Below are 13,213 nucleotides of genomic sequence, written 5' to 3'. Positions count from 1 at the left end.
TGAATTCCGCATCCTTTGGGACTTATTCTACCCGGATAAGGCGGTTCATCCCGTTCATTACAGCTTCTACAGATGCCATTATAATGTCCGTTCTTGCTCCGCTTGCGGTAATTACCTTCCCGTTCTTGGAAAGTTTTACCCTTACTTCTACAAGCGCATCAGTTCCGCCGGTAATTGAGTCTACATGGTACTCTTCAAGGACGATATCTTCCGCACAGGAACTTACAGCTGTCCTGATGGCATTAATTACAGCATCAACAGGCCCGTTTCCGATCCCGGCCTGTACGATAGGTTTGTCTTTTACATTGAGCTTTATAGAAGCAGTTGGAGTCACACGGTTTCCGGATACTATGGTGAACTCTTCTAATTTTACCAGAGGCTCTTTGTATATATCAAGCACGGTTTCTGCAATGGTCTGCAGGTCAGCATCGGTAATATGTTTTCCCTGGTCGCCCATCTGCTTAACTCTGTTGAAAATGTCTTCCGTCTGAGCCTCATCAGCTTCAAGCCCCATTTCCTTTAAAGCAAGGGTAATAGAGCTCCTTCCTGCATGTTTTCCAAGTACGATCTGGCGCTGCCGTCCGATATATTCAGGGCTCATCGGCTCATAGGTTGCCTTGTCAGCCAGAAGCCCGTGCACATGAATCCCTGCTTCGTGAGTGAACGCATTTCCCCCTACAAGGGCTTTGTTTGGGGAAACAGGAATTCCGGTCAGCCGGCTTACAAGCCTCGAAATCCGGTATATATGCTCATGCTTGATGCCGGTGTCGTATTTATACAGCCATTCAAGGTTCATTACGACTTCTTCAAGAGAAGCATTTCCGGCTCTTTCCCCTAAACCATTAATTGTCACATGTGCCTGCTTTGCTCCTGCCGCAAGCGCAGCAACCGTATTTGCAGTTGCTAAACCAAAGTCATTATGGCAGTGAATGCTGATAGGGGCTTTCAGGGAGGAAGACAGGTCACGGAAAATCTCGGTGGTCTTTTCAGGCACCAGAAGCCCCACGGTATCGCAGAAGCATAACCTGTCAGCTCCAGCGTCTATCCCGTCAGCATAAATGGCTTTTAAAAATCCAAGGTCTGCCCGCGAGGCATCTTCTCCACTCAGCTCCACAATCAGGCCGTGGTCTTTAGCATACTCGATGACTTCGGCTGCGATCTGCCTTACTGCATCGCGATCTTTTTTGATTTTCGTCCGGATGTGCAGGTCCGAAACCGGAGCTACAAGGTGAATTGAATCTACGTCGCATTCAAGAGCATGATCAACGTCCATTTTTACAATTCTGCAGTAGCTGCAGATTTCGGCATTGAGCCCTGCGTTAGCTACAGCCTTGATGGATTCCCTTTCACCTTCGGAAGTAATTGCAGAGCCTGCCTCGATTACGGAGACTTTCATCTCATCAAGGGCCCGGGCAATTAAGAGTTTCTTCTCTCTGGTCAGGGCTACGCCAGGTGTTTGTTCACCGTCTCTCAAAGTAGTATCCAGGAAGCGGATATTTTCGAATAATACAATCCCTCAGTTTTGGTTTTATTTTAATAGATTGGTCCTGCAGAACAGGAGGATAATATTTGCAATATATTATATAATTATATCCTGTTTTACAAACCCATTTTTAATGTAATATATTAATCTCAAAAACCCCCGTTCTATTCGGGAACATTCCCTAATTTACTCCAGGGCTCTCTGAAACTTCTCTTCAATAGGTAGACCATACTATTTTTAGTTTCCAGTTAACAATATATCGTACTTCGTAAGAAAAATAAAGAATATAAGTTGATCGGAAACCTCACAGCCGACCAGAAAACATGCAGAATGAAAAAAGAAAAAAGGAAAATGAAAAAAAGGATTTAAGATGTTTCCCATAAACCTGCAAGAATAACCGATAATGGGAAGTTTAGAACAAATCACGTGCTTATAACCCTTAAAGAAACTTCCGTACAGGTTGCACTGCAGAAAAATGATCCTGCTATGCTCTTGCTAACCAGCCTTAAAAAGTTAAAATAAGGGTTTAGACTAAAAATTAAGGATTATAATTTAGAAATATTTTTTAACATTTTCTATTGCCTTTACAATGAGGGAAACGCAAGCTTCTATATCTGCCGTATCCAGTACCTCCACTGGAGAGTGGATATAGCGTGTGGCTATGCTGACCGTGCCTGTAGGGATACCTTCCTTTGTGAGGTGTATTGAGGTAGCATCGGTGGTGCCGCCGGAACCCACGCCCAGCTGATAGGGGATCTCGTTTTCATCAGCTGTTTCCCTCAGCCATTTGAGGATCTGTGGATGAGCTATAAGACCCCTTCCAGAAGCATCTGCCACAGTTATTACGGGCCCTTTTCCCAGCTCCATGGCTGAATCGGTCTTGCTGATGCCCGGATGGTCTCCAGGGATAGTGGTGTCAAGGGCAAGAGCAATATCCGGACAGAGCCCGAAAGCACACGTTCTTGCTCCTTTGAGCCCTACCTCTTCCTGAACCGTACCCACGGCATAGACATTGGCTTCAATTTTGCGTTCATGGAGCTGTTTCATGACCTCAAGAAGAATTACAATTCCTGCGCGGTCATCAAAAGCCTTGGAAGTAACCTTTCCGTTTGCCAGGGCAACAAATTCCTGATCAATTGAGGCTGTCGTGCCTATCTCGATTCCCAGATTTCCGGCATCCTCTCTGTCTTTTGCCCCTATATCGATAAACATATCCTCGAGTTTTACAGGTTTTTTCCTGTCCTCATCTTTCATTACGTGAGGAGGTTTTGAGCCTATAACTCCGGGAATGGTGCCCTTTTTACCGTGAACCATGACTCTCTGGTTCAGAAGAGTCTGATCAAACCATCCTCCGATCCCGACAAATCGCAGGAATCCATTTTCATCAATATACCTGACCATGAGCCCTATTTCATCCATATGGGCAGCCAGCATTACAAAAGGTCCTTTCCCTTCTTTAACAGCGATGAGGTTCCCCATGGTATCTGCCCGCAGACTGTCGACATAGGGTTCAAGTTCTTTTTCAAGCAGTTTCCGAACCTCATCTTCAAAGCCGGAAATTCCGTGAGCGTTTGTGAACTTTTCAAGAAGAGATGTTATTTCTTCAAGGTTTCCGCCTTTTTCCATAGTTTTTTCCATTAAGAAAATCTCCTGAATAGTGGTTTAATCTGGACTGTCAGTCTGAGTGTGCACAGGTTAATTCGGACTAATACCTGTTCAGTTTGGAGTGCACTCAGTTAATTTGCTAAATAATATGTTTAATATGACATATTATAAATGACCATTTATGATTATCTTTTGTTGAAAAACTTTCTGAGGCTTTTTAGTTCCTATGTATTTAATACATGTTTCCTGGCCGCAATCGTGTTCTACTCATAACTTTTGCCAGACCATCTTTTGCATATTAATTAAATTGTTAGAGTGTTTTTATATAAGTTGAACTTGTTGTTTAAGTTTTTGGCAGAGACTGTTAAGCTTCTTCCTGCTGGTAGAGGTTAGTGGTTGATGGTAAAGGTTATTTTCGGAAGCTGTAGAACAGAAACATTAAAATCCCTTCAGGTTTATTGAGGACTCAGGTGAAAATTACATGACTGCAGAATTACCTCCTCAAATCCAGAACCAGATAGCACAGCTTCAGCAAGTACAGCAGCAGGTTCAAGCTCTGACCATGCAAAAATCTCAAATTGAAGCTATGCAGAAGGAGTCCAAAATGGCTCTTGAAGAATTAGAAAGACTGGCTGACGATGCGGTTATTTACCGTAATGTCGGAGAACTGGTGATAAAAACAAGCAAAGAGGAGTCCGTTTCAAAACTTAAAGACAGGGAAGAAACTCTCTCACTCAGGCTTCAGTCTATTTCCAGGCAGGAAGAAAGGCTCACTACCCGCTTCAAACAGCTTCAGGAGCAGATCCAGCAGGCACTGGGACCCAGAGCACAATAACCTTTTATTTTTCTTTTATATAAGTAGAATACAGGACAGAAGTATAGCTGTAACGGAGATTGTGCCGAAATCCCGGAACTCCGGGAATTTCGATACCTATAAAAAACGGTATCCAGAGTGAACAATGCAAGTTGATGAAGCGGAGTTTTTTAACCGGCTCCTTGACTATCGAAACATTTTATATTTGTGTCACAGGAATGCAGATCCGGATGCTGTTAGCAGTGCTTTTGCTCTTTCCGAGGCGATAGGGGGGACAGTCGGACTCGTGGACGGCTGCAACCGGGTGGCGTCCGTCCTGATCGACAGGCTCGGAATTGAGGTAGTGGATAAGCCAGACCCTGCAAATTACGGTTTTGTTGTCGTAGTTGATACTTCGACAAAAGCGCAGTTAAACGATATTGAGTTGACCAGTTACTGTGTAATTGATCACCATACTACCACTGCCCTTACCGAGAACGCAGAATTTTACCTGCACAGGAACACGACTTCAACCGTAGAGATAGTCTATGATATTTTAAAAGTAATGGGGGCGCCGATTAACCGCAGGGTAGGAATCGGTATGCTCACAGGCATCGTAACAGATACCGGGCACTTCAAGCACGCATCTGTTGATACTTTCCGAACAGTGGCAAAAATTATTGAGGCTAGCGGAGTTGAGTACGGGGAAGTACTTGACCTGATGGCTGCCACCCCACAGGATATCTCGATGCGCATAGCTATCCTGAAAGCAGCAAGCAGGGTTGAACTCGAGAGGATAGGAGATATGCTTATAGCTTCTTCTCATGTGAGTTCTTTCGGAGGCTCTGCATCTTCCATGCTTATTAACATCGGAGCTGATGTGGCTTTTGTTGGCACTACCAAAGGAGAAAGCGTCAGGGTAAGTGCAAGGGCGAAGCGCGATGCTGTAAATGCCGGAGTTAACCTTGGCCAGCTGATGGAAGATATCAGTAACGAATATAACGGCACCGGAGGCGGGCATTCAGGAGCTGCAGGAATAGATATAATTGCCAATATGGAAGAAGTACTGCATAAATGCAGGGAAATGACAAAGAAAATCCTTGAAAATTCCCTTGGAGCGACCTCAAAAGAGATTTCCGAGGATGAAATTGAAATTAAAGAGGACGAATAAATAGTAAAAAGCGGTTAAAATACCTGTTTAATGGTTAGAATAACTATAATTTTTTTCCTTGACTGAAAGTAATCATTTTTTTCGAGATATCCTATCACTTTTCTCAATTTAATTGAGTTTCGATGTATTAATCTTATTATTTTTCTCAATTTATTTTTCTCAATTTATTTTTCTCAATTTATTTTTCTCAATTTAATCTAATTTCGATATATTCATACTATTACTTTTCTCAATTTAATTTGAAAAACATCTTTTTTACTCGATAACAACAAGTATTATTTATATGAGAATCCAACTTACCTTCACATTATCATATCTACCGGAAATTCATATCCGCCCGGGAGCACCTCAATTTTCAGAAACGAATAGACGGTAAATGAGAGCTGCCGTCGTTAAAGCATGACCTTAAAGGGACATGAGATGAAAGACATACATAAAAGAGGGTCGAAAGAGACGCGGCCTGAAACTAAAAGGTCTCAAAATAAAGAACACAGAGCGTGAAAAAAATGCCAGAATACTGGGATCCTGAAATAGAGACAATGCCTGTAGACGAATTGAGAAAGTTGCAGGAAGAAAAACTGAAAAACCTCGTACATTATGTGTATGAGAACTCTCCTTTTTACAGAAAAAGGTTTGACGAACATGGCGTTCGCCCGGAAGACATCCGGACACTTGAGGACGTTAGAAAATTACCTTTTACTTTTAAGCAGGATCTCAGAGATACATACCCTACCGGAATGTTTTGCGTCCCTAATTCAAAGCTCGCCCGCTTCCACGCTTCCTCGGGCACCACCGGCAAACCGACAGTAGTCGGGTACACCCACAAAGACATTGACGACTGGGCAGAGTCCCTGGCTCGGGCTTTCACATCCGTCGGGGTAGGAAAAGATGATATCCTCCAGGTAAGCTACGGGTACGGACTTTTTACAGGCGGACTCGGTGCCCATTATGGAAGTGAAAAAGTAGGAGCAACCGTACTCCCTACAAGTTCAGGGAACACCGAACGCCAGCTTGAACTCATGAAAGACCTTGGTACGACAGCTATAGCCTGCACACCCTCTTACTTTTTATACATGATTGAAATCGCAAGGAAAGAGGGCATCAATATCAGGGACGATACACAATTAAAGAGGGGATTTTTCGGGGCTGAACCCTGGTCTGAGGAACTCAAGAAACGGATAGAAAATGAGTCAGGGATTAAAGCCTATGACATCTACGGGACTTCGGAGCTTAGCGGTCCCCTCTTTACAGAATGTGAGGAACAGTGCGGCATCCATATCTGGGGAGACCTGTTCCTGGTAGAGATTCTTAATCCCGAAACAGGAGAACCTGTGCCCGATGGAGAGACAGGAGAACTCGTAATCACCACCCTGGCAAAAGAAGCAAACCCCCTCATCCGCTACAAGATCAAGGACCTTACCAGAAAACTTTCTGAACCCTGCAAATGCGGCAGGACTCACCCGAGGATCACACGCATCAGCGGGCGCTCGGACGATATGATTATAGTGCGCGGCATAAATGTCTTCCCTGGTCAGGTCGAATCAGTTTTGATGAATATTCCTGAAGTAGGGAATCACTTTATGATTATCGTGGACAGGATAGGCCCACTCGATTCAATGAAAGTCCAGATCGAAATGCACGAGTCTGCCTTCAGTGACAAGATGTCGGACATGATGGCACTCAAAAAGAAAATTGCAAGCGCTTTAAAAAGCGTGCTGAACCTTGCAGTTGAGGTAGAACTTGTGGAACATGGCTCTCTGCCGCGCTCGGAAGGAAAATCAAAGAAGGTTATAGACAAGCGGAAGGTCTGAAGATTTTGCAGCTTGAAATATGAAGTAAAAAGGCAAAAAGTTTCAACTTTAGAAAAAGAAAGGAATATCCGAAAAAAGAGGTGAAATATTACTTCTTTCAGGGCGTTCCTTTTTCCAGTTCCTTTTTAAGCTTTTCCTTTAAATCCAGAACGGTTCTTTGTATTAGTAAAACAACCCAAATGTAAACTTAAAAATAGACAAAAACTTATATTATATTCTGAGGAAAATATTGAGAAAAGAAGAGAAGTTAAAACAGGGAACTGAAAAAGTAGAAAAGAGAAAAAGTTGAAATATCTTGATTAATTTGATAGAAAAAAGAATAAAATCTAAAAAGGAATACGGGATAAAAGGACATGGGTGCTGGAATGGAAGACAAAGTGATAAAACAAATTTCCCTTTTTGCGGAAAACAAACCTGGCAGACTTGCAAGCGTGGCAAATAAATTGAAGAGTGCAGGCATAAACATAAGAGCATTTACCATTGCCGAGTCAGGAGATTTCGGGATCATTCGTATGGTTGTGGACAGGTCGGATTATGCTCACCGTGTGCTCCATGATGCCGGGTTCACGGTTTCAGAGACCAGCGTTCTTGGAATCGAAATGGAAGATGTCCCTGGCAGCATGTCCCGGATTGCGGAAGTTTTCGGAGAATCCAGTATCAACCTTGATTACGCCTATGCTTTTGTCACCCGGGAACAGAAAGCTCTTCTCATTGTTCGGGTAAATGAGATCGAGAAAGCGGTAAAAACACTGGAAGAGAACGGTATAAAGCTAATCGGCATGAAAGAACTTGAAAAGATCTGATTTTGATTGAGTACCGGATTTTACGGGAAAGCAGCTTTAAAGAAAAAACCAGAAAATATCCAGAGCCTGGCACATTTGTTTATCTGCCTGAGCATCTGGAGTACTCTTTTTACATAATCCTGGCTGAGTGGCAATTTTTTTATAAAAAGTTTCGCAGCCGGGAGATACCTGTAGCCGGAAATATTTATTAAGAAATTTACTTATCAGGGATTCTCTGAACCTTTACTGCGTAAATAGATATACATTATAAATATAAAAAGAACAAACAGAGAAAGACTTTTCTGAGAATAAGGAAAAGGCAGTCCATATAACATTAACAGAGATTGAGCCGACAAAAAGGTAAAATCAGCCGATTTGACTAAAATGACAGAGAATAAAGATAGCTTACAGGAAAACGCTCAAAACCTTTCAAAGAATAAACTTGGCGGAACTCATACCACGATTATTGGGGGAAGAGCTGGAAAAAAACTCGTAAAGCTTGTAAGCCAGCACCCAGAAATAAAAAAAGTAATTCCGTCCATAATTTCCGTAAAAGGTGTTGCAGGGGGAAAACTGGCTGGAAAAGTCCTGCGCGCTGACGCCAGAGGGAACCTCAGGCTATTGCTCTCTGAAGGTAGAAGTTTCCAGGAAGTCAGGCTGGTGACAACGGTTGGTACAGCTGATGAAGGGGACAGAATTATGAACGAATTGAATGAGATATTAAAAAATGCCCTCTGAGGCGTTGAAGGAGAGATTACTACTTGGCATTCATAGGGGTTGACCACGGAACAACAGCAATGCGCTTTGCACTTATTGAGGGTGAAAAAGTCCTGACATTTGAACTCGGAAGGGCTGAAGCGGCCGCAATGTCAGAAAAAGAAATCCTGATATCCATAGAAAAAAAGTTTGGAATTGAGACTGGAAACATCGACCTTATTGCTCTGACATACTCTATGGGAGACGGTTTTTCTGAAATCAAAGACTTAAAAAAACTTGAGGGAAGAGGGCTTCGGAGTACGGAAGGAGCAGGAAAAAAGACTGGAGGAGGCACACGGGTGTTTGATGCGGTAAGAAACTCCGGAATTCCGGCGATAGCACTTCCTGGTCTTCACACGGGAAGTAAAGTAGATCCGAGAATGAAGGTATTTTCCCATCTAACAAGCCCGGAAAAGCTGGGGATTGCATACCATATCCGGTGTCTGGGCTATGAAAACTTTGTAGTTTCCGATATCAGCTCCAACACTGTGACCCTCGCAATTGCTTCGGGAAAAGTAATCGGTGCAATTGACGCCTGCATTTTTGCTCCGGGAGTTCACCACGGACCTCTTGACCTGCAGGCAATAAGGAATGTTGATGATGGTCTCCAGACAGCGAATCAGGCTTTTATAGAAGCAGGTGCTTTGAAGATGACCCCTTATAAGGACAGGGAAGAACTTCTCAATGCAGCCGAAAAAGGCGAAAAAACTGCCCTGCTTGCCCTTGATACCATAGCTCTTTTTGCAGCTATGGAAATTGCTTCAATGCAGCTTCTCCTCAAAGACTATGAGGTTACCGGAGCGGTCTTTCTTGCAGGTTCGGTAGGGGAAGTAGAATACGTGCAGAAAAGGATCTGCAAACATCTTGGTCAGGACTGTAATAGCCTCGGGAAGTGGCACGCTGCAATTGGCTGTGCCGAGATAGCAAGGGACGTTTTTGCCGGAGAAAAACAGATCCTTGGGGTAGATGTCGATTATCCTTAAAGAGTGGGAAGAGGAGCCATCCTTAGAGAAGAATCAGGTCTTTTCCACAGGCTCTTCATACTCATCTTCCTGATAATCTTCGAGCTCCGAGGCGTCAAGTTTTCCTCCTTCGACTTCATCATCGTAACCGCTCATGCGGTTTTTGTCCATTAGAATGACATAATCCGCAGAATTCTTGAGCGCTGTGGAAAATCCGGGCTCAACCCCGAAGATAATTGTCTCTTTCCCGTGTTCATTTGCTTTGTTCAGGAGCGGTTTGAAATCCGCATCTCGGGTCACGATTGCAAGGGTATCTATATTAGGGTTGTAGACCAGTTCCATGCCCTCTACTGCGAGGCGCACATCCACATCACTGGAACAGATGATGGGCTCAAGTCCATGGTTTTCAATAGCCTCGACGAGCTTGTCAGAGGCGTACTGGTTCAGGAAAACGCGTCCGATCTTGATATTCCCGTAGTCCTTCAAAACGTCCCTTATTTCCTCAAGATTTACATCAAACTCTTTTCTGAGGATATTCGGCCCATCTACCAGAAGTCCTATTTTCCTCCTTCCAACTTCTTTCTTAGTACGGAGGTATCTAGAAATGGAATCAAGTCCGCTTTTTACAGGCTTCATTATCAATGTCCTCTGTGATCCTTACAGTTTTACTCAACCTGCTTTTTTTACTTTTATGCCCTCAAAGATTCAGGGAGAATTGGCCTGTGAGGGCAATATAGTTTCCAGCAGCTATCTCATGCCTGCCGATACAAGTTTTTGCTTTAACCTTCAAAAAGTCGCAGCTTTAGTTCCCATAACCATGAATCTACAACTGCGGTTTTTCAGGTTTAAAGCCCGATACCTGGCAGTCCGGGTAATAATCTGATTATATCTAAATATTTGCTTTTCTGTAGTAAAACATTTGCATACTTTGACAATTAAAGGTTTTAATTTTGCCCTATATGAGTGTTTGGACCGAAAAACCTCACCTTCCCGGAAGTCCTGAGTAATAATTAAACCCCTCAAAATTAAATATTTTTAACTATAGAACACGATATATATTTTATAGAATTATAATTTATCGGAGAAAGGGCCTTTTTTAACTTCCCGAATAATGTAAGGAGACTCACGAAGTTCAAAGATATTTTCAATTTTCCTTCCCTTCTTCTGCCTGCTGTACTGAATTTCCCCTAATTTATGTAGGAAAGCTTCGTAGACCTCCATAAACTGCTCGAACTCCGGACCCGTAAGCTGTATTAACCCTTCCTTGCCCGCGAACCAGTCATAGACCTGAAGGAGGACAACTTCTCTTACCCTTTTAAGACCTTCTTCCTCAGGATCCTCGGGGGCTTTTTCAAAATAAAGAGTACTTTTCAGCTTTGGGGACCAGGCTGCAAAGACCCGCCTGAAATTTAAGATTTGAATTGGAATTTTTTCCCCTGGACCGGGTCTCGGATAATAATACCTGTCCTGAGAAAAGACTTCCTCTTCCAGACTCACCACCTGCCGGCATACCTCGACTTCAGATATTTTTCATGGATTTTCTTCATACGAAAACCCATGTAGAGGCCTACAAAGAGTCCGCTCAGGTGAGCAGTATGGGCTATCATATCTGAAGAATTGACCATTAGAAAATCAAACATAGCAAAGAGCACTAAAGCATGCTTTAAACGCATCGGGATAAAATAAACATATACCCTGAGGTTCGGCTCAAGTACGGTAAGCGCTGCAAAGACTCCGTAGATAGCTCCGCTCGCACCAACCATAGGGCCGGGGTAAATATTGAAAATAGGCCGGCTTAAGAAAGTGTATCCTATTGCAGATAGAACTCCTGCAGTAAAGAAGATCCCAAGGAGCTGTTTATTCCCAACCCTTCGCTCAAGCGCAGTCCCGAAGAAGTACAGGACAAGCATATTAAAAAAAAGATGCCATAAGCCGGTGTGCAGAAAAATGTATGTGACAAGTGTCCAGGGCCTCGTCAGAAGAGAACCCGGGTCAAACTGAAAAGCGCTTACATAGAGAGACCCTATGCCCGGAACCATTTCCAGAAAGAAAGAAATTATGCATAGGAAGATGATTGCCATCGACGGGCTTGTGGAAACAGAGCTTTTGATTCTATCAGTTGTTCCACCTCGAGACTCATACGGTGTATCACGGTTAAACATGTTCTAATTACTCTCTATCTTAATCCGGTATAAAATTGTTGAATAAAAGCACCTGACTAATAAGGCGAATTATAAAAGGCAATTTGCGATGCCTCAAAATAAATCAGAGTATCATTCAAGCACAAGAATGGCGTCCAAACACAAGAATATTATCCAAACATAAGGTAAGGAACAAATACCAGTAAGTAAGCTGATCAATAGCAGGCTTCATAAACTGAAAAGGCCACCTTAAATAATTCCATACTCTGATCCAGTGTCAGAAACCCAGATTTATATCATTGAAGCCTTCAAGCCTGGAATCTTCACTCTAAATCCCATGTCTTGAAAAACCTGTAAACAAAAAGATTAACTGCAACCCTGAGTTAATCAAATTGATTGGTTTTAACCCCTAATTTTGGAAATAAGCAGTCTTGAATCTCTAACTCATTTAATGATATATAATTCCATGATATTAATAGTATCACGTATCCGGAAATAAGCCCAGCACTTCTTATATATTGGAGCAGATTTTATTTAAATCAAAGAATATATCATTTAATATTCAAATGTAATTATTATAAGTAGTCATTTCCAGAAAAAAATCATAAAAACGGTTTACAGCGTTTACTGTATAAAGTGATTTGGAGAACGTACCGATATAAATAAGTTTTGATATTTTTATAAGAACGAGAAGTATAATAAATTAAATAATTATTACGAATAATATATTAAAAGCTGATATGGAATAGTTTGAGTTTTATTTGTGCGAAGTTTGACACCCAGATAAGAAGAAGCTTTAAAATTATTTGTTATTAGTATGAAAAAAAGAAATAATTAATAACAAATATTAAAATCCGTAGAAAAAATAATTAAGGCTCAAGAATACTAAGTCAAAAAACCAGCATCTTCAGACGTTGAAGATTTTTCTTACATAGAAGATCTCTGAGATTTTTTTTATGAAGACTGAGTATCTACATTCCATTTTACCCATCGCGAAATAGGGTGTTACAAATTAGAAAATGTTATATAGATTTGGTACATTTAGACTTTTAATTAGTGTTTATTATCCATCGGTAGCGACCTCTGCTCAATATTAAGGTCTCAATCGTTGGCAAAAACGGTTTTTTTGAGACATAGGGCGTAAAAAGGGATTTGGAAGAGAACTCAGGCCCTAAAAACGACTTTTACAAGAAAATATTCCCTATAAAAACGTTTTTATTTGAAAAAACGTTGGTATAGCGTTTAATGTTCAAATAGAGAGCTAAGAACGTTTTACCATAAAGCGTCATTTAAACGGTTGTAACTTTAAATCAGACGGCAAGATATATAAAGTATAATCATTAAGAATATGCCGCTTATCAGAATTGCAATCGTCTTGGCGAAGTCGACTTTAAACAAATTTAGGAGGTAAAGCTCACATGAGCAAACTAACTACCGGGAGTTTTTCTATAGAAGATCTGGAATCCGTTCAGATCACTATTAACAACATTGTAGGGGCAGCAAAGGAGGCTGCTGAAGAAAAAGCAAAAGAGTTAGGTCCGATGGGCCCCACTGCTCTTGCAGGTCTGGCATCCTACAGAAGCTGGAACTTGCTTCTTCTTGACCGCTATGAGCCTGTTTTGACCCCTATGTGTGACCAGTGCTGCTACTGTACCTACGGACCATGTGACCTTTCCGGAAACAAGAGAGGTGCTTGCGGAATTGACATG

The 13,213-nt window shown here is 42.0% G+C and carries 12 protein-coding genes and 1 pseudogene; 8 read left to right on the top strand and 5 right to left on the bottom strand.

The features are described from left to right. Positions 1–22: 22 nt before the first annotated feature. Both FXV91_RS12715 and FXV91_RS12710 read right to left on the bottom strand, forming a co-directional pair. Positions 23–1,513 carry a (R)-citramalate synthase gene (locus FXV91_RS12715; protein WP_345945514.1) on the bottom strand — a complete coding sequence of 497 codons (1,491 nt, stop codon included), beginning with the start codon at positions 1,511–1,513 and terminating at the stop codon, positions 23–25. A 522-nt stretch (positions 1,514–2,035) separates the two neighbouring features. After that, positions 2,036–3,121, bottom strand: coding sequence for a M42 family metallopeptidase (locus tag FXV91_RS12710; RefSeq protein ID WP_229390969.1), 1,086 nt, complete (start codon positions 3,119–3,121; stop codon positions 2,036–2,038). 448 nt (positions 3,122–3,569) lie between these two features. Between FXV91_RS12710 and FXV91_RS12705 the strand changes: the two genes are divergently transcribed. The 6 genes from FXV91_RS12705 to FXV91_RS12680 all read left to right on the top strand — a co-directional run bounded on the left by FXV91_RS12705 (position 3,570) and on the right by FXV91_RS12680 (position 9,384). Beyond that, a complete protein-coding gene (locus FXV91_RS12705) occupies positions 3,570–3,923 on the top strand; it encodes a prefoldin subunit beta (RefSeq protein ID WP_229390968.1) in 354 nt (117 codons plus the stop codon). Positions 3,924–4,047: 124 nt separating this feature from the next. Beyond that, positions 4,048–5,052 carry a bifunctional oligoribonuclease/PAP phosphatase NrnA gene (locus FXV91_RS12700; RefSeq protein WP_229390967.1) on the top strand — a complete coding sequence of 335 codons (1,005 nt, stop codon included), beginning with the start codon at positions 4,048–4,050 and terminating at the stop codon, positions 5,050–5,052. A gap of 506 nt (positions 5,053–5,558) precedes the next feature. After that, positions 5,559–6,863, top strand: a complete 1,305-nt coding sequence (locus tag FXV91_RS12695) for a phenylacetate--CoA ligase family protein (RefSeq protein WP_229390966.1) — start codon at positions 5,559–5,561, stop codon at positions 6,861–6,863. Between the two features lie 365 nt (positions 6,864–7,228). Further along, a complete protein-coding gene (locus FXV91_RS12690) occupies positions 7,229–7,666 on the top strand; it encodes an ACT domain-containing protein (RefSeq protein WP_229390997.1) in 438 nt (145 codons plus the stop codon). A gap of 363 nt (positions 7,667–8,029) precedes the next feature. Next, positions 8,030–8,383 carry a DUF2103 domain-containing protein gene (locus FXV91_RS12685; RefSeq protein WP_229390965.1) on the top strand — a complete coding sequence of 118 codons (354 nt, stop codon included), beginning with the start codon at positions 8,030–8,032 and terminating at the stop codon, positions 8,381–8,383. A gap of 23 nt (positions 8,384–8,406) precedes the next feature. Further along, positions 8,407–9,384: a methanogenesis marker 12 protein gene (locus tag FXV91_RS12680; RefSeq protein ID WP_229390964.1), complete on the top strand. Its 978-nt coding sequence runs from the start codon at positions 8,407–8,409 to the stop codon at positions 9,382–9,384. A 33-nt stretch (positions 9,385–9,417) separates the two neighbouring features. Here FXV91_RS12680 and FXV91_RS12675 read toward each other — a convergent pair whose 3' ends face one another. Next, positions 9,418–9,999: a TIGR00288 family NYN domain-containing protein gene (locus FXV91_RS12675; protein WP_229390963.1), complete on the bottom strand. Its 582-nt coding sequence runs from the start codon at positions 9,997–9,999 to the stop codon at positions 9,418–9,420. Between FXV91_RS12675 and FXV91_RS12670 the strand changes: the two genes are divergently transcribed. Continuing rightward, on the top strand, positions 9,968–10,246 hold the full coding sequence (locus FXV91_RS12670) for a hypothetical protein (RefSeq protein ID WP_229390962.1): 279 nt from the start codon (positions 9,968–9,970) through the stop codon (positions 10,244–10,246). The two genes, FXV91_RS12675 and FXV91_RS12670, sit on opposite strands and share 32 nt — an antisense overlap. A 185-nt stretch (positions 10,247–10,431) precedes the next feature. Here the strand turns inward: FXV91_RS12670 and FXV91_RS12665 are convergent, their stop codons facing one another. Both FXV91_RS12665 and FXV91_RS12660 read right to left on the bottom strand, forming a co-directional pair. Then, positions 10,432–10,860: a hypothetical protein gene (locus tag FXV91_RS12665; RefSeq protein ID WP_229390961.1), complete on the bottom strand. Its 429-nt coding sequence runs from the start codon at positions 10,858–10,860 to the stop codon at positions 10,432–10,434. Then, positions 10,857–11,525, bottom strand: coding sequence for a rhomboid family intramembrane serine protease (locus tag FXV91_RS12660; RefSeq protein ID WP_229390960.1), 669 nt, complete (start codon positions 11,523–11,525; stop codon positions 10,857–10,859). Before FXV91_RS12660 ends, FXV91_RS12665 begins: the two co-directional genes overlap by 4 nt. Positions 11,526–12,922: 1,397 nt before the next feature. On the opposite strand from FXV91_RS12660, the pseudogene FXV91_RS12655 reads away from it, so the two are divergent. Beyond that, positions 12,923–13,213, top strand: a pseudogene (locus tag FXV91_RS12655) (acetyl-CoA decarbonylase/synthase complex subunit alpha); the annotation flags it as partial.

The sequence above is a fragment of the Methanosarcina sp. DH2 genome (genome assembly GCF_020804225.1).
GTDB lineage: Archaea > Halobacteriota > Methanosarcinia > Methanosarcinales > Methanosarcinaceae > Methanosarcina.
The sequence above is the reverse complement of the archived record's forward strand: the minus strand, read 5'-3'. Positions and strand labels throughout refer to the sequence as shown.